Raw genomic sequence first — 24,367 nt, 5'->3', positions numbered from 1 at the left:
CCGCTTCACTCAAAAACGGTTCAACAGGTAAATGGGGTGAAACTCCGATGCCTCCACAAACACTCACCGATGAAGAGGCAAAAACTCTCGTCGAATGGGTGTTGAAACAAAAGTGATGCTTTCGTACTTTTCTTTTTAGTAAAGAAAAGTACACAAAAGAAAATCGTCCTCTGAGCAAATCGCACGTGCAACTCTTTGCACTTCTGCATCGTGCGCGGCTTCTAAAGATGCTCAGAGGACACTTAGACCTATTAACTATTTTCACAAGAGAACCCAATATGCCAAAATCGACCTCCTTAAAGATTCACTCCATATTCGGTTCTCCTGTGAGAATGATTTTATTAACCATTTTGATGAGCATTTCGGTATTCAGTGCCCCCTTATCGCTTAAAAATACCCCCTATTTTCATCCTAATGCTTCGGCGAATATTGTCATTTTTTACACTACATGGTGTCCACCGTGCACCAAAAGCATTTCGCTGTTAAACACCCTCCAAAAAGAGCATCCAAAACTCAATATTCACCGTGTATCCGTCGATGACATCGAAAGCCAAAAGCAGGCATTGCCGTTTGGACTAGCCCAGAGCATTCCGCTGATCCTCATTGCCGATCAAAGCGGAAGTGTCGTCAAACGATTTAGCGTATTACCGGATAAAAAGAATTTAAATGCTCTCATTCAGCGTCTCGAAGAGGGACGGCTAGAAAATGGGACTCTCCCGATAGAAAAACGGATCGACAGCTGGAAACAGAACCGAAAAGGGATGTGATGAAATTCTTACGAGACAATAACCTTTTTTTAGCCCTGCTGATCCCCTTTCTTCTCATCCCGTGGATTTCATTGGGTGACTTTCATCTCCTGCTATTCAACTTTTCCCATGATCGTCTCGAACTATTAGGAATGGGGATTGAGATCGGCACGTATGGACTTATCGGCATTGTTATTCTTTTAGGTCTAGGAGTCGCTCTCATCTCTGCGCTTAGCCTCTCTCGTTTTTACTGCGGAACCCTCTGCCCCAATACCTTTTTTGCCCATCTACTCACTCTATTCGGTAAAAAGAAAAAATCGCTACTCTCGAAAATAGGAGGTTTTTCTCTCCTCACGTTTTTAGCTTCAATGCTGGCTTTTTCACTCGTCGCGTATGGGATCAGTACCGATGAACTCATCGATGCGTTAATGCATCTTACCTTTGCGGGGTGGCTGGTTATCGTGTTGTCACTTCTTATGATCGCGGAGGTGTATATGGTGCAAGGGTGGTATTGCGCTTATCTCTGCCCCTATGGTGCGACGTGCGCGATACTACCGATCGAAGATCGCCTCACCTACCGTTTTGATGATCCGAACATCAACTGTACCGAGTGCGAGGGGTGTGTCAAAATTTGCCCTATCCCTGACCTCGACATCCGTCATGGTTTTGACATCCGCTGTATCCAATGCGGGCTGTGTGAAGAAGCGTGCGAAAAAATATTTGCCAAATGCATCCGTCCCTCATTAATTCATCATGAAAAAAGATCGATTTTGGGTGCGGGGGGGAGAAGCATGGGGATAGCGGTCGCTATTATCCTCATCATGCTACTCACCACCGCAGGGGTTGTTACCCTTTTGGATGAGGAGCGGTTAGAATCGTGTCGGTTGGAAAATAGAGCGTTATATTAGAAAATTACCATTTCCCCTCAATCGATAAAAGTACCTGTGGTTTTGTGTGCTCTTTATCCACCTGAGTTTGGGTGATTGCTCCCCCTGCATCGTACAAACGTGACGTTGTCTCTACGGTTGAAGCGGTGATATTTTTTACGTTAAACTGCAATTTAAACGTTTTATTGAGCCGTTTATTGGCATAGAGATCGAGCGTACCGTACCCTTTTTGTGATTGGGATATGAAATACTCCTGCGGATCATCGTATCCGCCGACGTAGCGATAAGCGGCTCCGTAGGTGATTTCAGAGCCTTTTAGCGTGTGATCGAAACCGAGGTTACAGGTAAAATTCGGTGTTTGTAAAAGCTCTCTTTTGACTCCGGTTAGAGTGTTGGTGATCGATGAGTCTTGCAGCGTTGCATTGGCAAAAAGTCCGAAACCTTCCACATACTCTTTGAGTGATTTTTTAACCTCTAATTCAAGACCCCACAACGATCCCTCTCCAGCATTTTCTGGGGTTTGCTCATACCGTCCCGATATCGAGTTAAAACGGATCATATTTTCGATTTTATCATCGATACTTCGATAAAATCCGCCGATACTTGCTATCCCTTTATCAGCAAAAAAGTGTTCATACCGAAGCTCATAACTCACTGCTTTCTCTTCAGTTAGATTCGGATTTCCGATCACATCGGGGCGATGGATACTGTTTTCATCGAGGGTACTGTTAGTACTTGCCGATAGTTGGCTGAGTCTTGGGAGACGGACGGTTTTAGCGACACTCGCACGGATATTGTCTTTTGGTGTCACCTGAAACAGTGCGTGCAGAGATGGCACGAAGTAACCCAGATTCGACGTTGCACCATAGTCTCTCTCTAATGTCTCATAGCGGAGTCCGGGGGTAATAACGATCCCCTCATTCAGCGTATATTCGTCTTGGATATAGAGGGAGAGTTTGTCCTCTTTCATCTGGATTTTATCGTTCACCGAGGTGACATCTACCCCGTTTAAAATCCTTGTGGTTTCATCAATCTGATCGCTTCTTTTGAGTTCAAATCCACCTTTGATAAAGTGCTCATCTCGAAGTGCCGTATAATCCCCCTGAAGACCGTAAAATCGACTCAATACATAATCGTGTTCTTTTCGGCTATTGGTCGATAGTGACTTCAAATCACCGCTCTCTTCAAACGAGTGGATTTTTGCTTTCCACTCAAAAATATCATCTCCAAATCGGTGTTCCGCCCCCAAAGCCGACCAAAGCATCGTGTTGGTCGCATCATCATGACTTCGGTAACGGCTCGTTGGAGTAGCTAAGCCTTCGGTCATAGTCGTCGAAGTAATCTCGTTACTATCATGATTAAACGTCACCGACCCGTCATAGAGTATTTTAAGACGTGAAGAGGGGGAGTAGTTGATCTTTGCGCGTACACCAACGGAGCGATTTTTGCTCCGCTCATCACGCTCCTCATCGGTATCCAATGCTGCTTTATCGGTAACAATATCCGTCCGATCTTCTTTAATATTATTAGACGCATTCAGATTTACCAAATACGAAACTTTATCGAGCTTCCCTTCTCGTTGAACATACGCGGTTTCACTCAAATCCTCACCGTAGGCACCAACGGTTACTTTTGCTAACGTTCGCCCCTCCGCCTTTGGTTTTTTGAGAACGACATTGACGATTCCCCCCATCGATTCGGCAGTGTACTCTGCTGAACCATTCGTCATTACCTCGATCCGCTCGATCATATCGGGTGAAATCTGCTCCAGTGGACTAGCTCGCTTACTCGTTCCCGTCGAGGTCGCTTCACCGTCGATCATCACCACCGTGTATCCTTTACCCGGTGCACTGGCGGGTCCTTTGCCATTTGGGATCGTTACTCCGGGGGTACGTCGGAGGATCTCTAACGCATTCGAATCGCCATACTGGGTCAACTCTTCTGCTTTGATAATCCGTTTCGCAATAGAGTTATCCCGTCGCTCATCGATAGCGGTATAATCCTCCGCGATTTGGATTTTTTCTAATGTAACAATCTCTTGCGCGCACACACTGCTAATCATAGCGGTAGCCGCAAGAATAGTTCGATAATTCATCATACTGTCCTGCTTATTTTTGTTTGTCGGTGACGATATAGAGCTGTTCATGCCCCAGACGTTTGAGGACATCCATCACACCCACAAAGTTTTGAAATGCCGCATCTTTATCGCTATAGAGTACGACTGTCATCTCTTTACCCCCGGCAATAACCCGTTGTTCAAAATCAGCCAACATAATCGGTGTTTTCTCTTCTCCCAGCATCAATGTTCCGTCTTTTTGGATCGTGAGTTTTAGCTCCGATGGTTTATGCTCTGCGGCTGTCCCTTTGGCATCGGGGAGATCAACGGGGATAAGTCCGGTACGGATAAACGTAGCCGTCGTCAATACCATGACCAAGAGCACCAACATAATGTCGATAAAGGGGATAACGTTGATCGTATCCATACGTTTCATTTTCATGGGTTACCCTTTGTTTTTGATTTCCCACATGGTGAGGAGTCTCTCCATTTTACGCAGTAAAATATTGTAAAAGATGATCGATGGGATAGCAACCACGAGACCCATTGCGGTTGCTTTAAGTGCCAATGCCAACCCTGTCATGATTTTCTTAGGATCGACTGCTCCCACATCTCCGAGGCTGTAAAACGTGATCATGATCCCTAAAACGGTACCGAGCAATCCGACATAGGGTGCATTGGAGCCGATGGTCGCGATCGTGCTGACGTTGTTTCCTAGATCAAGTTCGAGTTCTTCTTTAGTTTTATACGTTTCGATCCGAATCCCGCCGTACGTCATTATCCGCTCAACAAAAAGCCACAATGAGACAACACTCATCAGTACCAAAATCCCAATAATCCCATAATCAATCCCGCTATGGGCAAATTCCAACCAACCACTATTTTCCATCTGTTTTTCCTTTTTTTTATTTTTCTAACTTGCCGATTCACTCAAAAATGCATCACACGCCAATACCGCCGCACCGTAGGATGTCGTAATCTGCGGATATTCAGGGACAAAAATTTTATGCCCCAGCTCATTTTCGATTGCGTTCACCAACCCATCATTGAGAGCAGGTCCTCCGTCGAAATAGACGTTCTCTTTGACCCCTACCCGTTTCACCAATTTTACGATCCGTTTGGCGATAGAGTAATGCACCCCAGAGACGATGTCTTCGACGCTGTGGTTATTGCCTAGCAATCCGATAATCTCCGATTCGGCAAATACGGCGCACGTACTGCTGATCGAGAGAGGTGTCCCCACCGATTTGAAATGGTACGCACTCAGCTCATCCACCCCAATTTCCAGATTCATCGCCACAACGTCGAGAAATTTCCCCGTCCCTGCCGCACAACGGTCGTTCATGGCGAAATTGACCACATTCCCCTCGGCATCGAGTGAAATCGCCTTGCTATCTTGTCCGCCGATGTTGATGATTGTTTTGATATTGCCGTAACTTTTGGCGGCTTGTTGCGCACCGATGGCATTGGCGGTAATCTCGCTGATATTTTCATCCGCCTCTTTGAAAAGCTTTCGCCCATATCCGGTAGCCACCGTATAGACCACCTCGCGCTCATCAATACCTAACTCTTTTAACAGCTCTGCTAACGCCTCTTGGGCGTATTTGTAAAACATACTTCCGCTTGCGCTGATTTTATGCCCGACTAGATTTTTATTCTCATCCGTGACACTGATTTTGATCGCGGTTGAGCCGATATCTATCCCTACAAAATATCTCATTTTTTCATTCTCTTTCGATTTTTTAATGACTCTATGAACGCTTCAACCCGCGTTGTAAGCTGTCCGTGTTGTGAGGGACTGTAATCACTCTCGATGTAGAGGATTGGGATCCCTTCTCGCTCCATTGCCGCCAAGACACTGCGTTGTTCCATCTCGTACACCTGACACCCCGCAAACGCCTGATAGATTACCCCATCACCGTTATAACTGCGCACCAGTTGGATGATTCTACGGATTCGGTCATCGTTTTGGGTGAATATCGGGCAGGTACACGCTTTGAGATATTTATCCGAAACCGAATCGATCATGTCATAGAGATTCCACTCATCCACTGCCACCATATCGTTAAACATACGGTTCGAACTGCATGTCTCATCGGCGACGATGATTGCATCGCTCTGTTCGATAATGAGGGGGATTTTATAGTTCGGGAAAATCGGCGGGGAGCCTGTGTAAACGATACGTGGACTCGCTTTTCCTGCCACATTAACACCGTCGTTTGCACGTTGTTCCAACTCAGAAACCAGTTTTTCGACCGCACTTATCCACTCATCTATTTTGTCAAAGAAAAAAGCGTTCGTAACCAAAAACATATCGACACCCAAAATCGGAACCGCTTTGTTTTTCCGAAATTCGGTGAGCTTGTGGTAGAGCGATTGTGCATACCCCACCTTTTTGATCGCACTCTCCAGATTGGATCGGGTCAGCTTTTTCCCCTGAAATTTCGAGAGTTTCACAGCGAAACTTTTGACACTCTCGCGCCAGTAGTGACAACTCTCTTCGCTCTCTTTGGTACGAGGAAATCCGACATCGATCACGGTATGTCCGAAACTCTCGATGATGGCTCCCGCTTTAGTCTTTTGGTCGCACGTCGTCGGAGAAAAAGTGATGTCGGGCTTATCGGAAAAATTATCCGAAGCAAACCACCCCACCGTCGCTTTGACCAGCGGGCACGATTTTTGAGGCAACAGATCACCGCCGATCTCATCGTCGGTATAAAACCCATTACAGAGTCGAATTGGCACTGCGTCTAGCGCATAGATGATCTCCGAGGGGATTTGGATACACATCGTCCCGATTTTTGCTTTCCCCTCGTGGAGCGGTTGGTGATGACAATAGACTTTTTCAAACAAATCGTAAAAATAGCCCATACTTCGGATAGGAGATTTAAAATCTTCTTTCAAGCTGTTCAAAACAGCAATGGCTTCCATCGCCTTATGGCGGTTTTGACGCTCTGCCGAGGTCTCAATCGTGTGTTCAGTGTGCATGATTCTCCTTATTCTGATCCATCGCCATCCGCACAAGAAAGCCTTCTTTGGTCGATTCGAAAATAGTGGCTCCCATAAAGTTAGCCTCCAAACACCCATCCTCAGGACACGCCGCGACACATTTAAGACAAAGAGTACAATCTTCGGTGACTAGATTTTTGCTCGTCACATCGTCGGCAATTTCGAGAATATCCATATCACACGCTCGGTAACAATCGCCGCATTTGGTACATTTTGAGCCGTCTTTGTAGAGTTTGAGCAGTGCGGGTTTCGAAAAAACATACTGCAACGCCGCCATCGGACAAAAATAACAAAAGAACCGCTTTTTGATAAACGATCCGACCAAAAACAGCCCCGTCATAATCATCCCGATGGTGGTCATGACGATATCGGTTTTCGAGGAAAAATCGATATAAAACTGGTTAAAATCCCCTGTAAACGCGGGAATCATCATCCGTCCGGGGCAAATATCGCAAAACGGCATCGAGAGACCGTTGGGGAGTTTCGGGAGTCCAAACACGGAGTTGGCAATCATCACGGGAAGCAATAACAACAAGATCAATAAAATGTATTTGATACTTTTGATTTTCCCGCGATTCGCCCATGAGTATTCGCTGTAACGGATTTTGGTTTTTTCACGTGCCATCGTGAGCCAGTCTTGCATCGTCCCAAGAGGGCAGACGAAACCGCACCACCCTTTGTTCAACACCCAAAACCACACCGCAAACATCCCCAAAGAGATGAGAAATGCATATCCTGCAAATCCGACAAACCCCTCAAGTGGATGTTTTAAATCATGTTGAAGCTCTCCAACATAACATTTGCCACCTGTCCCCTCCGAGTTAAAGACACACGCAAATGTCGGGAGTTTATCGCCTAAATCGAGTCCGATATATCCACCGTAAACGATCAGAGCAAATGCGACAATCTGAAACCAAAACCGAAACCGAACGAGGTTCATATTATTGACGGCACGGCGGAGACTAAATTTATTCTTCGTCAAAATAGATCTCCTTGGGCGTTTTACGCTTGCGTCGTCGGTTATAATAAAGTCCTAGGGAAAAGACGAGCATCACCCCGATTACGGTAGCAAACGCTAATGTTTTGGATTCGTATTCGAGAGGGGTATCGCCGAACGAGAGAGGGATACTCATCACGTAATGTGCCGATGTATACGATTTTCCATCATACACACCCGATTCATTGACATCATACGTCGCACTAACGAGCAGTTTTTCAGAGCGTTTTTTATCCCCTTTCTCTTGCTCATAGGTACTCTTAGGGATCTCCACCATCATCATCCCCTCATTATTAGACTTAATGATGTTTTTCCAACCACTCTCCAACTCCACATCGACAGAAACATCTTTTAAAAGTTCCCCTTTGTAATACACTTTCAAAGGGATAATATCTCCGACATACAAACAACAATTGACATGATGGTTATGGATCGTTTTCTCCATCATCAGTTGAAACGGCAGTTGCGGAAGTGGTTCGCTCAAATACCTAGAATCAGAAGTTTTACCTCGCACCTCTTTTGTCCAAGAACACGAAAGGTTCCCCTCTTTATTATAGAATCGGTAAGTAGAGAGTTGGACGTTGAGAACACCATCCACTACCTCTTGATGTTTTAAAAAGAGGTGATAGTTCCCTTTGTATTGAGGGGTAACGGTTATTTTTGAGCCTGAAAGATTGTGCTCTTCGATCTTGCCATCCATATCTCGGATATACAAAACTGAACCGTTCAGATCTTTTAATTTTTCATTTTCTTGCAGTGTTCCTGATTTAACAGACAACTCTTTGAGAGGCAATACACCGAGCTTCGCCTCACAACATTTTTTCTTTTTGGTTTCATCGAGCCATAGAGTATCAGCCCATAGTGAGACCAGTAATGTTACTAATACTAAAACAATCTTTTTCATGGTCAAAAATTCGCCGAAAGCTGTAGCGTTACACCACGACCTGGCATACGATAGTATTCGAAATATTCTCTATCAAACAGATTATCAACCATCACACTCGCTTTCATGTTTTTATTGATTTGATAATTAGCTTTTAAATCCACAACAGTATATTTGCTATACCCAGTCCACACATCTTTGACTGTATCAGAGTTATCGTTCGTACTAAATTGTTCGCCGACATAACGACCTGACAATACTCCAGACCAATCCCCTTTTTCAACCTCAAAAGCAGCCGATATCAGCTCTTTCGGAACATTCGTAACACGCATTCCTTCCATCCCCGTATTAGTATTATCTTCCGTGATTACCGACTTCGTGTAGGCGTAGCTGCCTCGAACACTCAACCAATCTGCTAACGGATATTCACCAGCTAGTTCAATTCCTTTTGCCAATGCTTCCCCTGTATTTTCCTGTCGTGATTCATAATCAATCACTTTATTAATAATTGGGTCGGTGTATTGTGGCACTTTTGTAACCTTTTGATAAATCAGATTGGTTGTTTTTGTCACAAAATATGTAGCTGTTGCTTTACCCCCATCCACAAAGTGATACTCCACCCCAAGATCAAATGCTTTTGCTTTTTCAGGTTTCAAATCAGGATTCGAGTAGATCATTTTCCCATTTGGTGCTGCCGCTCCTGAGAAAGTCGGATTAGCAAAGAGATAATAATTCGTCGGTGCTCGAAATCCTGTTCCTACCGAACTTTTGATTGATGTTCGGTTATTGAGCATATAAACAGCAGCTATTTTTGGACTAAACGCTGATTCGCTACGATCTGCATAATCAAACGTTCCTGGAACTGACCCTGTAGTAACTACACCCTTTCCTCCCGCTGTCCATGAATCATAACGCCCACCTACATACAAGATCAAGTCGTCTCCAATAGAAATTTGATCTTGTAAAAACAGTGAATTTGTTGTACTTTTAGCTTCAATTCGATCAAGTTCTGCCGTCTTTGTATCCATATCTGTCCAATCGGATATTGCATATTTTTTTTGATTCAACTCACCTATTTCAGTTGCTGCACCTACAATCAAATAATGGATATCACTATATGGAATACTAACTTGTACAGAAGCATTGGTTGTACTATTTGGTGATGTACTTAGTGTTCCTGCACCCGAAGATAATGTAGCGGTTGAGCCGATACTTGCGTTCCAAGAATCACGATCAATTTTTCCAAAATTAATACTTAGTTTGTTATCTCCTATTTTTCCATCATATCCGCCAAAATATCGCCATACGGTGTTGCCCATAGGGATTGAACTTGCAAAATCTTGTTCCTTGATGGATGTTTTCAATCCGTTTAGACTGAGGTTGGTTGCTGTTGCAGTGATCGGTAGCGAATTCCCCGTTGCAGCGTTTGTCAAATAACTATTATACGGAGTGCTCAAGCTTTTATTATCAGAATACGCAAACCCTGCATGGATTTTTGAAGTATGGGAGAGATCATAATAAACCTTTGCATGTATATTTTGCGCCTTGGATGCATTAAGCCCTTTATCACCTACAATATATGTGGTAGTATCTGTTGTAGTTGTCGTTTGTATTGCTCCACCCACGGCAACAGCGCCTGGCAATGGTGCTCCAGATGGTGTTTTCGTAACATAATCTGATACATATCCATCACGGTTGTTCTGTGAAACCCCAAAGACAACACCCAGTCCATTATCAAATTTATTGCGATAGAGTGCACTCATATATTCTCCAGCAGAATCTCCATACCCTTTACCCATGTTAAATGACATCTCTTCTTTTGTTGGTTCTTTCGTTTTAATACTAATAACACCCCCCATAGCATTACTACCATACAATGAAGATCCTACACCGGGAACAACTTCAATGTTCTCCACATCGTCCATAGAGACCATCGCCCAGTTCACTTGGCCCGAATAGGCATCCACCATATTCATCCCATCTACTAACACGGCAAGCTTGGTTAACGTTCCCCCTTGCCCCCGCATAGAGCTGAGCATTGTCACTCCGGGACGTGCATTCCCTAATGCTCCTCCTCGTAGATAAAGCCCAGGAACTTTTGCATTTAGTGCATCCCCCAACCGTTGATTGTTGGATTTTTCTATATCCTTGGTAGTGATAACGGATACATTAACAGGTGCTTCGAGTGTTGATTGCTCAATTTTGGATGCAGATACCGTTACATCTCCCAAGTTAACGGTATCAACAGCGAAAGCACTGCTACATACAGCAATAGCAGCCAGTGATAATTTAATTTTACTCATTCAACTTCCTTAAAGTTTTATTGATAGCATTGTTTCTAAGAAGTGTTACATTAGTGTTAAATTAATAAATAAAATTAACACTAATGTAACAATCTTATTTCATAATCTTTCTCTTGATTCACATTTAACCTAATACAAGAGGCGTGCCGAGTGATAGATTTTATGCCGTTACTATCATTATTTATCCTCGCACTTTCCTACGGTGCAACAGCGTGTATGTTCACTTGTATGCCACTTATCTCGCCGATTCTTTTAGCGAACAATACAGCCCGCCAAGAGAGTTTACGCCTCTTACTCCCAATCACGTTAGGGCGGATTTTCGGCTATATCCTCTTATCGGCTGTTGCGTTTTTAGGGTCAACGATGGTTCAAGCCTTGATTAAAGACAAAGTTCTCATGGGGTATCTGCTCGGAACACTAACGCTGATTATCGCTTTACGACTTTGGAATACAGCACGTACAACGCGTAGCTGTTGCAATCCATCACGCACTACTGCAAAAGGGTCTATACCTCTTTTTATGATGGGAATGGTGTTATCTATGTCGATCTGCGCTCCTGTCGTCATGTTAATGACGTTGAGTGCGGCATCTTCATCACTCCCTTGGGCACTTTTATACGGATTATTTTTTGGACTGGGTGCCACGTTGTTGTGGCTTCTCTTTTTTTCTGTCGTCCTTACCGCTATTCTCAGAGAGTCTCTATTACATCTTCGGCAATATAACCGCATATTAGAACAGATGGCTCCCGTGATCTTAGCAGGCGTCGGCATTGCAATTTTTAATGGATGGATACACCTATGACTACCGCTCGCAAATCATTTTTATTTTCTCTCATGTTTCATACCCTGATGGGGTCATTGGCATTTTTTGTTTTAGTCCAAATGCGCACTCCGCCACCGATGGTAAAGATTCCGCTTCAACACATGATACTAGTCTCCTTATCTCACTCTGAGCCTGTGGTGAAACAACCAACAATATCAGAACCGATCCCCGTTGTTACACCTCAGCAGCCGACCCAAAAACCAACGGTTACTCAGCCGATTATCCCTATGAAACCCGTAGTTTCTACCGTTCAAACCGTAGCGACACCGATACCGCTCATCTCAACACCTCCGGCAGTCCAACATACACTTCAAACTATTGCAGCGCCATCTAAGCCAAAAGTAGACATCACGGCTGAAAAGCAATCCTTTTTAGCCTCATTACGCAGTAAAATTCAACAAAACCTCCATTACCCTTTTACTGCAAGACGCGTCGGAAAAGAGGGGAATGTCAATGTCCGTTTTGTTATGGAAAGTACAGGTATGATCCGTGATATAACCGTTCAACAAGGGGAAAGTATTTTTCACAATGCGGCAAAAGCAGCTGTTGCTTCCGCTTCAGGGGCTAATGTGCCTAAAAGCCTCACTGACGCTTTGCCGATGGAGATGGAGCTTAGCTTAGAATTTAAACTCAACAATTGAATCTAAACAGCTAATCTTATTCAATTTTATGATACGATTGAATACTATATAAATCGATATCAATGGCTGAGGATTCTACGTGACAATAAGATTATTATCGCTCTTTTCGATTGCACTGCTCTCATTCGCTCACGCAGATAACTACGAATTAGGTCATGGTTATAAAGTCAACGACACCATCAATGTCGGTGGCTATTTTTCAACCGAATTTGAATCAAACCGACAAAATGAAAGCTTTACCCTCGATGATGTGGCGGTTATGGCATATGGTGAGATTAATCCGATGTTCTCCTATTTGGCTGAAGCGGAAGCGGTCGGTTTTTACCATAAAAATTTCACGGACGGAACAGAAGTCGGCGATCAAAAATTTCATATTGAACGGCTCTATGGGGATATGTGGATGTCGGATGATTTTAACATCCGTTTCGGAAAAATGATCACCCCCATCGGATATTGGAATATGGAACCTATCAACGTTTTACGCGATACTACGTCCAATCCCCTATATAGTAAACTTCTTTTTCCGAAATTTCTTACCGGTATTGACATCAACGGATACATTCCCAAAACAGAGGGGATGCGCTATCACCTCTTTGGACAAAACAATCGTGATTTAGATGAAGAGTATATCAATATTCCCAATACCCACTTTTTTGGTTTGAGTGTCGAAAAAGAGCTCTCTATGGATTGGCATAGCGGAGGGAGCATAGGGGAATTCATTACTAAAACCAGCCAACGAACCCGTTTTTTTGAAGCAAATCTCAAATATGATGATAACCAGTGGCAAATTATGACAGAGGCGCTAATAAGCAAAAGTGAGTATGCTGACGGTCAAGACGATTATGCCCTCTCAGGATACGCACAAGCGATGTATCATTTTACTCCTGAACAAGCTCTCATCGGGCGATACGAATACTTTAACGATCATCACACCGATTACAAAGACAACATTGCGATCCTCGGCTACAGCTATCGTCCGCTCTATCCCGTCTCACTTAAAGGGGAGTACCAATGGCACTCTCTACACGATGAAAATCGTGCATTATTTTCGTTATCGGTACTCTTCTAATGAAAGCAATTGCCCTATTTTTTATCCTTGTTTCGGCGGTTTTCGGAGCCCAGTACAGCATGGTTATTTCCAAAAAAGTTCCACTCACTCTCATCAGTGTCGAACAAATACGGGATATTTATTTACAAAAACGGCGCAGTGTCGGGGATCAAAAAATCATCCCTCTCAATCTGGTAGGGCAAGAGCCTTCCCGAATAGCCTTTGAAAGTGCCGTTATCGGGATGGGACGAGATCGATTAAACGCCTATTGGGTCAAACAACATTTCCAAGGGATTACCCCTCCGATCACCCAGCCATCCCATGAGTCGATCAAAGCATTTGTTCAAAATGTCGAGGGAGCTATCGGTTACATCCCCTCCTCTATGGTCGATAATTCGCTAAAGGTTATCTATGAGTTTTAAACTCAAAACGATTCTTCTTTTTTTGGGGGTCAGCCTTATCCCCTATGCACTGAGTATGATTTTGCTCGGAAACTCGTTTCGTCAAGAGCAATACAAAGCCATTACCCAAGAGATGAATACTCAGGTGCGACTAACCGCTGAGAGAATTGATCAGCATCTACTAACCCTTCAAAACGATATGGTGTTCATCGCTAAATCAGAGGTAATGAACGATATCTATACTCAGGATTTGGATCGTCGAATCAGCACGATGCTCCTCTCCAAAAAAACCGATATGAAAATGATCGGCGATTTTTATGTGGTAGATCCAAACGGAATGGTTATCGCATCGAGCGATTTTACCGTTATTGCACACACTAAAATACTCAAACCTTTTTTCAAAGTTCCCATTTATTCCAACTTTACCCAAACACAAGTGGCTAGCCTCATCGTTACCTATCCGCTCGAAAACTTCCGAGTGTTTTTTTCTAACACCCCCCAGCGACACTATTATCTCCAACATCGTGATGGCACCATCTCCCTTAGACCTGCTGTTTTCGAAGAGTCACTCAAAGTATCTCATCCTCTCGACAACCAAAGCGATTTAAACATCGCATTAGAAGAAGAAAAAGGGTTTGCCTATCGATTGCTTTACAAATACGAACAGTGGTTTGTTGCTCTGCTCATTATAGGGGCTCTCTTTATCGCTACTGCCGCTTATTACGTTGCAACAGCTCTTATCCGTCCGGTTATCGTTCTCTCCAATACGGCAAAAATCATCACCCGCACCCAAGATTACACCCAGCAGGTATCGGTAACCCGCGATGATGAGATCGGTCAGCTCTCAGATGCCTTTAACACCATGATCGGGGGGATGGATAATGCGCTGGGAGAGATTACCGCTCTCAACCGTGAGATCGAAGATACTCAACGCGAAGTCGTCTTTACGATGGGTTCCATCGGGGAGAGTCGCTCCAAAGAGACGGGAAACCATGTCAAACGGGTTGCCGAATACTCCAGACTCCTTGCTCTCTATTACGGTCTTAGCGAAGAAGAGTCTGAAATGCTCAAACAAGCTTCTCCGATGCACGACATCGGTAAAGTCGCTATCCCCGATGCCGTCCTTAACAAACCGGGACGATTTGATGAAGAAGAGCGTCGAATCATGGATACCCATGCCGCATTAGGGTATGAGATGCTCAAACACTCCAACAGAACCCTGCTCCAAGCCGCAGCGATTGTCACATATGAACACCATGAGAAGTGGAACGGTAACGGCTATCCGCGAGGGCTGCGTGGCGAAGAGATCCATATTTACGGTCGCATTACCGCATTAGCCGATGTGTTCGATGCCCTCGGTAGTGACCGCGTTTATAAGAGAGCATGGGACGATGAGAAGATTTTCACCCTCTTTAAAGAGGAGCGAGGTGAACATTTCGATCCGAAACTTGTCGATATATTCTTTGATCATTTAGATGAATTTATTGCGATCCGTGAGACGTTTAAAGATGTCCACGAATCTTAAATAACCTATTTTCCGTTGATCATCCGTGATACCAAACCGCTTTGATCGCTCTTTTCCGCCAACACGACGCCAACGATATGAACAGCGATAAAGGCAAAAAGTCCCCAACCGATATATTGGTGCACCATCTCGATATTCTCTTTGGCACCCCCTGCAAATTTTAGATACAACGTCAATCCGCTAATCGACATCACAGCTAACAGCACATAAACGACTTTATAGAGGCGATATACCTTTTGCATTGCAGCATTATCATCAAATCCAAATCCGTTTTTCAAAACCATTGCCAGCCGTGCGACCAATAAAACAGCAACCGCGATTCCCAAATAGATATGCCAATCCCACATCGGTGAACGGACTGCTTTTCCGATCACTACCGCCTGTTCATCAGTGATAATAGTCCCCAGCTCCGCCATTTTGGTTTGAACAATCGCACCTATATTCGCCTTGTGCATCACACTCTCTCGTAACACAACCGTGATAAACAATCCAAACATAATGATCGCATTCAGCCAATGCCATGCTCTAAATGATGGTGAAAAATGCCGCATAATAACCCCTTTTATTTCAATACACCTATCGTACACAAAAAATAAAAATAGTCTCTTAATCCTACGTCGATGCTAACACTCCGCTAATACATTTGCGTCATAATACCCGTATCCAAGATTAGAGGAGGGTAAATCCCAATGAAAAAAGTCACTTTTATCGCTCTGTTGAGCCTCAATGTATTCGCAACTGATTATAGTACAATGAGTATTACTGATATGCAGGCAATGCGTGGAACCGTACCGGAAGCTGATCGTTCAGCTTTTCAAACAGAAATGCAATCTAAAATGCAAGCACTAACTCCCGAAGAGCGTCAAGCAGCGACTAGCACCATGAAACAAAGCAAATCAGGTCCTATGGACGGTACAGGATCACAAATGCGTCAAGGTGGCGGCCAAAGCGGCGGAATGGGCAGTGGAACAGGTGGCAGTGGAACAGGTGGCAGTAAAATGTACCGTGGCGGACGCTAAAGCTACCGTATGATACTGTACAGTTATCAAAAATGGTGTCGCTTCTCGCGGCATCTAAATCGAAAATTTGAAATTTTGGCAAATACACTTTTTTAGGGTCAAAATACTAAAGGATACATATGGAAGTCGGCACATCAGGTCAAATGCAACAAATGCAAATGCGGAAAATGGATGGTAGCGGAGGCGGTCAAAATCAAAACAACGGAATGAAAGAGATGATGCAATCGCTCTCATCCGAAGATCGTACAGCTGTTCGTGAGCAAATAGCCAATCTCTCTGAAACGGATCGCAAATCGATGAAGGATCAAATATCACAAATAGAGACTGCATCGCTCTCTCCTGAGGATTTGGCACAAACTATGTTTGATATGCTTTCTACACTCCAAAATCCTGTTTCATCGACAGAGACTGACTCATCAACGAGTATTGATATTTACGCGTAAATATCAATAAAGCAACATTCGTGATAAACATACTCCTTCTCGAAGATGATTTGGTTCTCGGCGAAACACTCCATGAAATGCTCAGCGTGAGAGGATACCAATGCACGTGGGTTGTTGATGGCCAAGCGGCTGCGGAAGCCGCCTATGATATCCGATATGATTTATATATTTTTGATATCAATGTCCCTGAACTTAATGGATTCGATCTGGTTCAAAGTCTGCGAGAGGCCGAGGATAATACCCCAACAATTTTTATCAGTGCGATGAGCGATATCGCCGCTATCACCAAAGGGTTTTCCGTCGGGGGCGATGATTATCTCAAAAAACCGTTTTATCCACAAGAACTTTTACTCCGTATCGAAGCCCGTTTTTCTCGCAAAGCACAACTCATTACACACGGCGATATTACCTACAACCCTATTACCAAAGAAGTGATAAAACTAGGACATGTTCTCTCCCTTGGAGAGGTGCAGCTCCCTTTGCTTGCTTTGTTTATTACCAATCTCGGACGAACCCTGTCCAAAGAGAGTTTGTTCGAGATGATGGAGCACCCCAGCGACAATGCCCTCCGTTTTGCGATCAATAAACTCAAACATACAACAGGGTGGAGTATCGATAATGTTCGTGGAATAGGATACAGCATTGAAAAAAGCTGAATACGAATCGTTTTTTAAAAGCTTTGGGGTCTTTTTCATCGCATTGAGTCTTTTAAGCGGTGTTTTGTTTTATGTCGAATACACTCAGCTCAAACATGATTTGGACGAAAAGATATACAATGAGATGCGGCTATGCAGTTATGATCTAAAATGTGCACAATTCGGATTTGATTTTGTCCCCTTAAACCCTAAAAAACTTTATGAACTGCAACATACCTCTGCTGAAATGTTTGTCCTTTTCTCCATCCCTAGAAATGATACCTACGCCCTAAAACTCTCTTTGTCAAATACTCAGTACGAAACGATAATAGCAGCCATTCGTGATAATTTGGTCTTTTATTACGGTTGGGCACTTTTGGTTATTGCGGTTGTTTCAGCCCTCTTTTCATTTTATGCCTTATACCCTCTGCGTCATGCACTCCATTTGACCCAAGAGTTCAGCCGAGATATTTTGCATGATCTTAACACCCCTCTCTCTGCACTTCGACTTAATGTAAGTCTCCTCAAACCGAGTGTTGGCGATGAAAAAAAAATCGATCGGATGGCCCAAAGTATCGATACAATTGTATCCCTAGGAGACAATTTGCGCAGTTATCTCGAAGAACATGTTTATCAGGTCGAAACAGTTGATCTAAATTCACTGATACAAACTAGAATCTCAACCCTAGAGAAGCTCTATCCCTCAATTCATTTCATACTCAATCTAGAGAGTATTTCCATGACTGTCAATCGGGATGCTTTCACCCGTATTATCGATAACCTCTTGAGCAATGCCGCGAAATACAATAAACACGATGGATCCGTAACAATCTCTATAGATACAGAACACAATAAACTTCACATTCAAGATACCGGCAAAGGGATTGCCCACCCCGAAAAAATATTTGAGAGATTTTACAAAGAGCACGAACGGGGATTAGGAATTGGTTTACATATTGTGAAAAAATTTTGTGATGAGCTAAAAATACCCATCAACGTTGAAAGCCGCATTTCCAAAGGGACAATTTTTACTCTCGATCTTGGATCACTAACAAAGCGCTAATGGTTCAATGCCAAAATGTTATATTTAAAAGGATACGTATGAAAATCTTGACAATGACGATCTCTTTATTGCTGTTCAATGCCATGTTGTTTGGGGTTGAATCGATCAATGAGCAAATCGAAGCCATTAAAAATGCCTCCCAGACAGAGCGGGTAGAACTGATGAATCGACTAAAAATTCAAATATCGGCGATGAACGAAGAGGAGCGCTCAAATGCGATCAATATCCTTCAACAAAGTCGAGGTGGCACTGGAAACAGAGTCCAGTTAAAACTTCATCAGGGCAGTTCTGGAGAGAGTGGTAGTTCCATGCAACGGCTTAGAATCCATAACAGCTCTTCTGGAACTCCAAAACAGCAAGGGAGACAATAATGTATCGCTTATTATTGACCCTAGTATGTATTACTACCACTTCTTATGCCTACACTGACAGTGATTTCGACGGTGTCGAAGATGCACATGATCTTTGCCCACAAACACCTTTAAGTGATTTAGTCAACACAGATGGGTGTGTCATAAAAAGTATAGGAAATAAAATCACCTACGATCTGATTGCAGGTATTGGATACTCTCAAATAAATTATGCTTCCCAAGAGCCCTCTGATACGCTGAGCAACTCATTGCAAGCAGATGTGTATGCAGGGAGTTGGTGGATTCAAGGAATCGTATCCCACTATCAATCCAACAACGGAATAGATTCTCAAAGCGGGTTGGAAGACACCTCCATAAATCTCATGTACCGACTCACCCCAACCGAAAAACTCACCGTAACGACGGGGATAGGTCTCGTGTTGCCAACCTACCAAAGTGGTTACAACAATGAAGCGACCGACTATACGGCATCGATTGATGTGCACTATGCTATCAATAAAAGTTTTTTACTCTTTGCAGGGACAAGCTATACGTGGGTCAACGACCGTGACGTTTCGCAAGAGAGCTATCAAAATACCTTTGGAGTTCACACGGGTGTCGCATACACATCGCCCAATGGGAAATCAGCTTTAAGTGCTGCTTATTATCAGAATGAGAGTATTTATACCTCTACTCAAACGATAAAATATGTGAATTTTGGATACGCCTATACGATTAACCCCCATTGGAATGTTGGAGGATATTATGGGTATGGACTCAGTGACTCAGCCAGTGATCAATCCATCTCAGGATATGTAGGTTATGTATTTTAATTACAATAATAAAATGACCAAAATACTCCAAGCCTTGCTATGATATAATTGCCTATTATTTAGACCCTTAAAAGGTAATTCGTATGCGCCAAACCATTACAGAAAAAATCTTCTCAGAGCACGTCGGACGCACCGTTTACGCGGGTGAAATCGTCCGCTCACCTATCGATATGGTAATCGGTAACGACATCACCACTCCGATCTCAATCAAAGCGTTCGAAGATTCAGGTGCGACTACCCTCGCCAACCCTGAGGGGTTCTCCATAGTCCTCGATCACTTCATCCCCGCCAAAGATATTGCCTCCGCGAACCAAGCGCGTATTAGTCGCGACTTTGCCAAAAAACATCAGATGAAACACTTCTTCGATGAAAAAGATATGGGGATTGAGCACGCTCTTCTTCCTGAAAAAGGGTTGGTGATTCCGGGTGACGTTATCATCGGTGCCGATTCACACACCTGTACCCACGGTGCGCTCGGTGCATTCTCTACGGGGATGGGTTCAACCGATTTGGCATTTGCGATGGTCACGGGTGGGAACTGGTTTAAAGTCCCTGAGTCGATCAAAGTCGTCCTTAGCGGGAAGCCGGGACAATATACTACGGGTAAAGATATTATTTTAGAGATTATCCGCATGATCGGTGTGGATGGTGCGTTGTACCGTACCCTCGAATTTACCGGAAGCACAATCCCCTGCCTCACGATGGATGACCGTTTCAGTATGTGTAACATGGCAATCGAAGCAGGAGCAAAAAGCGGAATCGTCGCCTACGATGAGATCACGGCAGAGTTCTTGAGCGACAAACCGCTTGCACGTGAACCGAAAATTTATCATTCCGATGACGATGCGACCTACGTTCAAATCCTCGAAATCGATGTTGCTTCTCTCGAACCGGTTATCGCCTATCCGTTCTTGCCATCCAACGGTCACAGCCTTACTCAAGCGGTCAGTGACAACATCAAAATCGATCAAGCCTTTATCGGAAGCTGTACGAACGGACGGCTTAGTGATCTTAAAATCGCCGCTAAAATCCTAGAGGGGAAACGGGTACATCCTGATGTCCGCCTCATCGTTACTCCGGGGACACAACGAATCGCACGCGAAGCAACCAAACTCGGCTACATGGACATCATCATCGATGCGGGCGGTGTTGTCTCCAACCCGACCTGCGGTGCGTGTCTGGGCGGATACATGGGAATCTTAGGGGATAACGAAGTAGCCGTTGCGACAACCAACCGTAACTTCGTAGGACGCATGGGTTCACGCTCATCCAAAGTCTACCTCGCCAACTCTGCCGTCGCTGCCGCTTCGGCGATCACGGGCTATATCACCGATCCCTCAACTATTTTATAGCACTTCTCCACTATGGAGAAATATACTCTCATCTAAGTTATAATAGTGATACTTTACTACTCGGAGATATCTATGCGCTCACTTATCCTTGCAGCTTTATTAATTTTGGCTTCCAATGCCAACGCGTTTGATTTTGGCTCACTTGTGCAAACCCTCACACCTGCGACGCAAAGTGCCGCACCGGTCCTTGATGACTCTTTGACTTCAAACCCGCTCATCAAAAAGCTCACTAACTCACTCGGTGTCACCCCGACTCAAGCGGTAGGGGGAACCGCAGCGATTATCAATAATGCTAAAAGCAATATGGAACCTACTGATTTTACCGCTCTAACCAAACAAGTCCCACAGGCGGGAACGCTTCTGGGTGCAGCACCTGCTGGGTTACTCGGAATGGGTACTTTAGGCTCACAGTTCTCCTTTTTGGGAATGGATGCTTCGATAATTAGCAAATTCACCCCTCTCGTACTGGAATACCTCCAAAGCGGTGCAACCCCCGCGATGGATAAAATCTTAGCCACCGCCATCGCAAAATAATGTTCCCTATCCCCTGCATCCTCTTTGCCGGCGGAAAAAGCTCTCGGATGGGTGAAGATAAATCACTCCTCCCCTTCGGCAAATTCTCCACCCTTGCCGAGTTTCAATACGAACGGTTAAAAAACATCTTTTCCCGCGTCTATATCTCTACAAAAAGTTCTAATAAGTTTGGGTTTAGTGCCGATTTTATCCTCGATCCACAAGAAGTTGATTATGCCCCTACCGCTGGATTTGTAAGTGCTTTTAGAGCGCTTAGAGATGAGAGGATTATGGTGCTCAGTGTCGATACTCCGTTTGTCGAGAAAGCTGTTTTTCAAATCCTGATGGATGCCGATAACGACGATTTAGATGCCGTCATAGCCCGTACACACGAAGGGGTACATCCCCTCTGTGGCATCTATCACCGATCTCTTTTGGGGGAATTTGAGCGGATGTTAGAAGAGGGAGATCACCGTTTGGGAAAATTACTCGCTTCAAGCCGCACACAATATATTGACTTTGAGCGAGAAGAACCCTTTATGAATCTCAACCATCCGCATGAGTACCAAAAAGCACTTAAGTATTTAGAGTTATGAAAACACTCTTTCCCCTCATCGCTACGATCTTTTTTGCTATGGTTCATTATCTCACCTATACACGGGTAGTCTCTCATCTGCGCATTAGTACGCAAACCCGTACTCTCTTAAAATATTTCCTGATTTTTAATATGATAGGAGTCCTCGGATATCTCAGTAGCCGCTATCTAATCAGTCCTCCGAAATACCTCTATTTTCTCTTTTCCCTCACCATCGGTGTCGGCTTTTTCCTCTTTATCGGTACGATTGTTTATGAGTTTCTCCATTTAGCACAAAGGATAATCCCTTTTAATCCTCAAAAGCGTGCTTTTTTTAAACGAGCGAGTGATCTTGGATTTTTGAGTGTGGGAAGTGCCTATTTAGGAGCAGCGGTTTTAGAGGGGTCGAAAGAGCCTGTTATCCAGTTTGTCGATGTCAATCAAAACCGCTTCAACGGCAAATCATATAGAATCGTTCAAATTAGCGATATGCATATCGGAGGATTGATCGATAAAGAATTTGTTGCCAAAAGTGTCAAAACCATCAATGCCCTCAACCCTGATCTCATCGCTATCACCGGAGATTTATCCGATGCCCATATTTCGATGGTTCAAAATTCTATCGATGAATTGCGCCACCTCAAAAGCCGATTTGGGACGTTCTACGTCATAGGAAACCACGAATATTTTCACTCTCTAAAAGAGACGATTGAACATGTCAAAACACTCGGTATTCATGTATTGGAAAACAGCTCCATCTCCATCAATAATGATTTTTACATCGCAGGAGTCTACGATCTTTTCGGATTTCGTGCTAGCACCTATCTACCGGATATCACCAAAGCTATGGGAACTATCCCTCCACAGATGCCGACACTACTATTAGCCCATCAACCCAAATATATAGAATATCTCGAAGGGTTCACCCCCTCACTGATCCTTAGTGGTCACACTCACGGGGGACAAATTTGGCCGTTTCACTATCTCGTTACCCTCGCACAACCTTATCTCAAAGGACTCTATCCACTTGGTAAAAACCGCCATATTTATGTCAACAGCGGGATCGGCTTTTGGGGTCCTCCGATGCGACTCGGTGCCCAAGCCGAAATTACCTGCATTACGTGGTCATAATACCGTTTCTTCCGCACATTTTTTACACGGCTCTTTTTCGCTTTTACGCACCAAATAAATAAAGACGGCAAAAACAAAAAGCAAAAATGCCAAAGCGGCAATCAATGTCGAAGCATACGGTAAATCTTTATAATTATGGATCGAAATTTTAAAGACCACCAACAGCGCTTCAATCAACAACGCAATAATGATCGAGACAGAAAAATTCATCAGCGTTTTTGCATTGAACGTTTCACTAATATGCTGAGTACGAGGTAATACCTCCTGCTCAAAAATCGTTTTTCCTAAATCATATACCGCCAATCCCAACGTCAAGGCGATGATCGGGTTAAATACCGCATCAATGTTCAGCGGCTCTTCGGCGAAAAGATATCCTGCAAAGGTATAAAATCCGTACAATACGACAAATAACCCAAAAAATAGAAGCCCTCCACCAATAATCGCGTACGAAGATCGGTTCATATATTTAAACAGATTGTTTTTTTCGATCAGTGAAAAACGCTCTAACAATTTACGAAGTCTAAAATCGAAGAAGAGATACCCGTTCTCAATGGGATAAATAACCGTTATACACAAATGCCCCGTTGCCGTAGAGATATAGGGTTCACTGATGTAATACCCTTGCTCTAGAGCCATTTCGTCCACCAAATATGCCCGATCCGCTCCGACATGATAATGTTCTTCCTTGTTTGCATAAATATTGGGTGAGTTTTGGACAAACCCCTCATCCGATGTATAAATAAGTTCCAAACTCGGAAATGTTTTAAATAAGTTAGCCGAAAGTTGCATATTAAAAGATTTCGGACTTGCTTTTTTCAACGTCGTTAAAATAAATTTTTGGATCAATGGGGCATTAGCGTTGTAGCTACGTACTAAATCTTGCATTTTCTTCCCCTGTTTATTATTTTTTGAACGCCAAAGGAATTCATCCCTTTGGCTACGCTTGCCGCTGTGGCACTAAAGCTTGCCTCGTTACGAGGCAGATTTTAATTACAATAATAATGAGCACTCTGGACTTACTCGCTCTTTAGCGACCCCAAAGTCTCATGGCAAAACTATAGCCCAATTTTTATCTCTGCTATGGTTATTTTTTAATCAATACCTGATTAACAACTCTAAGCTATAATAATAAAAAG

General features: G+C 43.8%; 26 protein-coding genes and 2 pseudogenes. 18 read left to right on the top strand and 10 right to left on the bottom strand.

The window, feature by feature from the left end:
* Positions 1 to 332: 332 nt before the first annotated feature.
* The gene (locus JZU62_RS06085; protein ID WP_295012915.1) at positions 333 to 767 is read left to right on the top strand and encodes a thioredoxin family protein; all 435 of its coding nucleotides are present in this window, start codon (positions 333 to 335) and stop codon (positions 765 to 767) included.
* Positions 767 to 1,654 carry a 4Fe-4S dicluster domain-containing protein gene (locus JZU62_RS06080; RefSeq protein WP_295012913.1) on the top strand — a complete coding sequence of 296 codons (888 nt, stop codon included), beginning with the start codon at positions 767 to 769 and terminating at the stop codon, positions 1,652 to 1,654. The genes JZU62_RS06085 and JZU62_RS06080 overlap by 1 nt, the downstream gene beginning before the upstream one ends.
* Before the next feature lie 4 nt (positions 1,655 to 1,658).
* Here the strand turns inward: JZU62_RS06080 and JZU62_RS06075 are convergent, their stop codons facing one another.
* The 8 genes from JZU62_RS06075 to JZU62_RS06040 are packed head-to-tail and all read right to left on the bottom strand — an operon-like array spanning position 1,659 to position 10,881.
* Positions 1,659 to 3,731: a TonB-dependent receptor gene (locus JZU62_RS06075; protein ID WP_295012911.1), complete on the bottom strand. Its 2,073-nt coding sequence runs from the start codon at positions 3,729 to 3,731 to the stop codon at positions 1,659 to 1,661.
* Positions 3,732 to 3,741: 10 nt separating this feature from the next.
* Entirely contained in the window at positions 3,742 to 4,131 is a 390-nt protein-coding gene (locus JZU62_RS06070) for a biopolymer transporter ExbD (protein WP_295012313.1), read from the bottom strand.
* Positions 4,132 to 4,134: 3 nt separating this feature from the next.
* The gene (gene exbB / locus JZU62_RS06065) at positions 4,135 to 4,578 is read right to left on the bottom strand and encodes a TonB-system energizer ExbB (protein ID WP_295012909.1); all 444 of its coding nucleotides are present in this window, start codon (positions 4,576 to 4,578) and stop codon (positions 4,135 to 4,137) included.
* 24 nt (positions 4,579 to 4,602) lie between these two features.
* Positions 4,603 to 5,409 carry an acyl-CoA dehydratase activase gene (locus JZU62_RS06060; protein ID WP_295012907.1) on the bottom strand — a complete coding sequence of 269 codons (807 nt, stop codon included), beginning with the start codon at positions 5,407 to 5,409 and terminating at the stop codon, positions 4,603 to 4,605.
* A complete protein-coding gene (locus JZU62_RS06055) occupies positions 5,406 to 6,677 on the bottom strand; it encodes a 2-hydroxyacyl-CoA dehydratase family protein (RefSeq protein ID WP_295012905.1) in 1,272 nt (423 codons plus the stop codon). Before JZU62_RS06055 ends, JZU62_RS06060 begins: the two co-directional genes overlap by 4 nt.
* The gene (locus tag JZU62_RS06050) at positions 6,667 to 7,680 is read right to left on the bottom strand and encodes a 4Fe-4S binding protein (RefSeq protein ID WP_295012903.1); all 1,014 of its coding nucleotides are present in this window, start codon (positions 7,678 to 7,680) and stop codon (positions 6,667 to 6,669) included. Before JZU62_RS06050 ends, JZU62_RS06055 begins: the two co-directional genes overlap by 11 nt.
* Positions 7,667 to 8,599 carry a hypothetical protein gene (locus JZU62_RS06045; RefSeq protein ID WP_295012901.1) on the bottom strand — a complete coding sequence of 311 codons (933 nt, stop codon included), beginning with the start codon at positions 8,597 to 8,599 and terminating at the stop codon, positions 7,667 to 7,669. The genes JZU62_RS06050 and JZU62_RS06045 overlap by 14 nt, the downstream gene beginning before the upstream one ends.
* A 2-nt stretch (positions 8,600 to 8,601) precedes the next feature.
* On the bottom strand, positions 8,602 to 10,881 hold the full coding sequence (locus JZU62_RS06040) for a TonB-dependent receptor (RefSeq protein WP_295012899.1): 2,280 nt from the start codon (positions 10,879 to 10,881) through the stop codon (positions 8,602 to 8,604).
* 150 nt (positions 10,882 to 11,031) lie between these two features.
* On the opposite strand from JZU62_RS06040, the gene JZU62_RS06035 reads away from it, so the two are divergent.
* From JZU62_RS06035 to JZU62_RS06010, 6 genes and pseudogenes are all read left to right on the top strand, one after another.
* Positions 11,032 to 11,682 carry a sulfite exporter TauE/SafE family protein gene (locus JZU62_RS06035; RefSeq protein ID WP_295012896.1) on the top strand — a complete coding sequence of 217 codons (651 nt, stop codon included), beginning with the start codon at positions 11,032 to 11,034 and terminating at the stop codon, positions 11,680 to 11,682.
* Entirely contained in the window at positions 11,679 to 12,344 is a 666-nt protein-coding gene (locus tag JZU62_RS06030; RefSeq protein ID WP_295012894.1) for an energy transducer TonB, read from the top strand. Before JZU62_RS06035 ends, JZU62_RS06030 begins: the two co-directional genes overlap by 4 nt.
* Positions 12,345 to 12,423: 79 nt before the next feature.
* A complete protein-coding gene (locus tag JZU62_RS06025; RefSeq protein ID WP_295012892.1) occupies positions 12,424 to 13,413 on the top strand; it encodes a hypothetical protein in 990 nt (329 codons plus the stop codon).
* The gene (locus tag JZU62_RS06020) at positions 13,413 to 13,814 is read left to right on the top strand and encodes a hypothetical protein (protein ID WP_295012890.1); all 402 of its coding nucleotides are present in this window, start codon (positions 13,413 to 13,415) and stop codon (positions 13,812 to 13,814) included. The genes JZU62_RS06025 and JZU62_RS06020 overlap by 1 nt, the downstream gene beginning before the upstream one ends.
* A pseudogene (locus tag JZU62_RS10995) lies at positions 13,804 to 14,649 on the top strand (HAMP domain-containing protein); the annotation flags it as partial. The gene JZU62_RS06020 and the pseudogene JZU62_RS10995, both read left to right, overlap by 11 nt.
* Before the next feature lie 30 nt (positions 14,650 to 14,679).
* Positions 14,680 to 15,318 (top strand): annotated as a pseudogene (locus JZU62_RS06010) (HD domain-containing phosphohydrolase); the annotation flags it as partial.
* A 5-nt stretch (positions 15,319 to 15,323) separates the two neighbouring features.
* On the opposite strand, the gene JZU62_RS06005 reads toward JZU62_RS06010, so the two are convergent.
* On the bottom strand, positions 15,324 to 15,869 hold the full coding sequence (locus JZU62_RS06005) for a cytochrome b/b6 domain-containing protein (RefSeq protein WP_295012888.1): 546 nt from the start codon (positions 15,867 to 15,869) through the stop codon (positions 15,324 to 15,326).
* A 138-nt stretch (positions 15,870 to 16,007) separates the two neighbouring features.
* On the opposite strand from JZU62_RS06005, the gene JZU62_RS06000 reads away from it, so the two are divergent.
* The 10 genes from JZU62_RS06000 to JZU62_RS05955 all read left to right on the top strand — a co-directional run bounded on the left by JZU62_RS06000 (position 16,008) and on the right by JZU62_RS05955 (position 23,231).
* Positions 16,008 to 16,337 (top strand): hypothetical protein, encoded by a 330-nt coding sequence (locus tag JZU62_RS06000; RefSeq protein ID WP_295012886.1) that lies wholly within the window; start codon positions 16,008 to 16,010, stop codon positions 16,335 to 16,337.
* Positions 16,338 to 16,456: 119 nt separating this feature from the next.
* Positions 16,457 to 16,780, top strand: a complete 324-nt coding sequence (locus JZU62_RS05995; RefSeq protein ID WP_295012884.1) for a hypothetical protein — start codon at positions 16,457 to 16,459, stop codon at positions 16,778 to 16,780.
* A 20-nt stretch (positions 16,781 to 16,800) separates the two neighbouring features.
* Complete coding sequence (locus JZU62_RS05990) at positions 16,801 to 17,436, top strand: response regulator transcription factor (RefSeq protein WP_295012882.1); 636 nt, start codon at positions 16,801 to 16,803, stop codon at positions 17,434 to 17,436.
* The gene (locus tag JZU62_RS05985; RefSeq protein WP_295012880.1) at positions 17,423 to 18,478 is read left to right on the top strand and encodes a HAMP domain-containing sensor histidine kinase; all 1,056 of its coding nucleotides are present in this window, start codon (positions 17,423 to 17,425) and stop codon (positions 18,476 to 18,478) included. The genes JZU62_RS05990 and JZU62_RS05985 overlap by 14 nt, the downstream gene beginning before the upstream one ends.
* 38 nt (positions 18,479 to 18,516) lie before the next feature.
* A complete protein-coding gene (locus JZU62_RS05980; protein ID WP_295012878.1) occupies positions 18,517 to 18,849 on the top strand; it encodes a hypothetical protein in 333 nt (110 codons plus the stop codon).
* Positions 18,849 to 19,661 (top strand): DUF3187 domain-containing protein, encoded by an 813-nt coding sequence (locus tag JZU62_RS05975; protein ID WP_295012876.1) that lies wholly within the window; start codon positions 18,849 to 18,851, stop codon positions 19,659 to 19,661. Before JZU62_RS05980 ends, JZU62_RS05975 begins: the two co-directional genes overlap by 1 nt.
* Before the next feature lie 83 nt (positions 19,662 to 19,744).
* On the top strand, positions 19,745 to 21,013 hold the full coding sequence (locus JZU62_RS05970) for a 3-isopropylmalate dehydratase large subunit (protein ID WP_295012857.1): 1,269 nt from the start codon (positions 19,745 to 19,747) through the stop codon (positions 21,011 to 21,013).
* Between the two features lie 72 nt (positions 21,014 to 21,085).
* Positions 21,086 to 21,547: a DUF2780 domain-containing protein gene (locus JZU62_RS05965; RefSeq protein WP_295012855.1), complete on the top strand. Its 462-nt coding sequence runs from the start codon at positions 21,086 to 21,088 to the stop codon at positions 21,545 to 21,547.
* Entirely contained in the window at positions 21,547 to 22,122 is a 576-nt protein-coding gene (gene mobA / locus JZU62_RS05960) for a molybdenum cofactor guanylyltransferase MobA (protein ID WP_295012853.1), read from the top strand. Before JZU62_RS05965 ends, mobA begins: the two co-directional genes overlap by 1 nt.
* The gene (locus JZU62_RS05955) at positions 22,119 to 23,231 is read left to right on the top strand and encodes a metallophosphoesterase (RefSeq protein ID WP_295012851.1); all 1,113 of its coding nucleotides are present in this window, start codon (positions 22,119 to 22,121) and stop codon (positions 23,229 to 23,231) included. The genes mobA and JZU62_RS05955 overlap by 4 nt, the downstream gene beginning before the upstream one ends.
* Here JZU62_RS05955 and JZU62_RS05950 read toward each other — a convergent pair.
* Positions 23,226 to 24,116 (bottom strand): hypothetical protein, encoded by an 891-nt coding sequence (locus tag JZU62_RS05950; protein ID WP_295012849.1) that lies wholly within the window; start codon positions 24,114 to 24,116, stop codon positions 23,226 to 23,228. The genes JZU62_RS05955 and JZU62_RS05950 overlap by 6 nt on opposite strands.
* Between the last annotated feature and the right edge of the window lie 251 nt (positions 24,117 to 24,367).

It is taken from the genome of Sulfuricurvum sp. (assembly GCF_019163035.1).
Taxonomy (GTDB): domain Bacteria; phylum Campylobacterota; class Campylobacteria; order Campylobacterales; family Sulfurimonadaceae; genus Sulfuricurvum.
This window is presented reverse-complemented; position numbering and strand designations above follow the sequence as displayed.

What these genes read in the sequence shown, in the direction of transcription:
- JZU62_RS06085 (WP_295012915.1), top strand. Translation starts at nt 333, where the DNA reads ATGATTTTATTAACCATTTTGATGAGCATTTCGGTATTCAGTGCCCCC.
- JZU62_RS06080 (WP_295012913.1), top strand. Translation starts at nt 767, where the DNA reads ATGAAATTCTTACGAGACAATAACCTTTTTTTAGCCCTGCTGATCCCC.
- JZU62_RS06075 (WP_295012911.1), bottom strand. Translation starts at nt 3,731, where the DNA reads ATGATGAATTATCGAACTATTCTTGCGGCTACCGCTATGATTAGCAGT.
- JZU62_RS06070 (WP_295012313.1), bottom strand. Translation starts at nt 4,131, where the DNA reads ATGAAAATGAAACGTATGGATACGATCAACGTTATCCCCTTTATCGAC.
- exbB (WP_295012909.1), bottom strand. Translation starts at nt 4,578, where the DNA reads ATGGAAAATAGTGGTTGGTTGGAATTTGCCCATAGCGGGATTGATTAT.
- JZU62_RS06060 (WP_295012907.1), bottom strand. Translation starts at nt 5,409, where the DNA reads ATGAGATATTTTGTAGGGATAGATATCGGCTCAACCGCGATCAAAATC.
- JZU62_RS06055 (WP_295012905.1), bottom strand. Translation starts at nt 6,677, where the DNA reads ATGCACACTGAACACACGATTGAGACCTCGGCAGAGCGTCAAAACCGC.
- JZU62_RS06045 (WP_295012901.1), bottom strand. Translation starts at nt 8,599, where the DNA reads ATGAAAAAGATTGTTTTAGTATTAGTAACATTACTGGTCTCACTATGG.
- JZU62_RS06040 (WP_295012899.1), bottom strand. Translation starts at nt 10,881, where the DNA reads ATGAGTAAAATTAAATTATCACTGGCTGCTATTGCTGTATGTAGCAGT.
- JZU62_RS06030 (WP_295012894.1), top strand. Translation starts at nt 11,679, where the DNA reads ATGACTACCGCTCGCAAATCATTTTTATTTTCTCTCATGTTTCATACC.
- JZU62_RS06020 (WP_295012890.1), top strand. Translation starts at nt 13,413, where the DNA reads ATGAAAGCAATTGCCCTATTTTTTATCCTTGTTTCGGCGGTTTTCGGA.
- JZU62_RS06005 (WP_295012888.1), bottom strand. Translation starts at nt 15,869, where the DNA reads ATGCGGCATTTTTCACCATCATTTAGAGCATGGCATTGGCTGAATGCG.
- JZU62_RS06000 (WP_295012886.1), top strand. Translation starts at nt 16,008, where the DNA reads ATGAAAAAAGTCACTTTTATCGCTCTGTTGAGCCTCAATGTATTCGCA.
- JZU62_RS05995 (WP_295012884.1), top strand. Translation starts at nt 16,457, where the DNA reads ATGGAAGTCGGCACATCAGGTCAAATGCAACAAATGCAAATGCGGAAA.
- JZU62_RS05980 (WP_295012878.1), top strand. Translation starts at nt 18,517, where the DNA reads ATGAAAATCTTGACAATGACGATCTCTTTATTGCTGTTCAATGCCATG.
- JZU62_RS05975 (WP_295012876.1), top strand. Translation starts at nt 18,849, where the DNA reads ATGTATCGCTTATTATTGACCCTAGTATGTATTACTACCACTTCTTAT.
- JZU62_RS05970 (WP_295012857.1), top strand. Translation starts at nt 19,745, where the DNA reads ATGCGCCAAACCATTACAGAAAAAATCTTCTCAGAGCACGTCGGACGC.
- JZU62_RS05965 (WP_295012855.1), top strand. Translation starts at nt 21,086, where the DNA reads ATGCGCTCACTTATCCTTGCAGCTTTATTAATTTTGGCTTCCAATGCC.
- mobA (WP_295012853.1), top strand. Translation starts at nt 21,547, where the DNA reads ATGTTCCCTATCCCCTGCATCCTCTTTGCCGGCGGAAAAAGCTCTCGG.
- JZU62_RS05955 (WP_295012851.1), top strand. Translation starts at nt 22,119, where the DNA reads ATGAAAACACTCTTTCCCCTCATCGCTACGATCTTTTTTGCTATGGTT.
- JZU62_RS05950 (WP_295012849.1), bottom strand. Translation starts at nt 24,116, where the DNA reads ATGCAAGATTTAGTACGTAGCTACAACGCTAATGCCCCATTGATCCAA.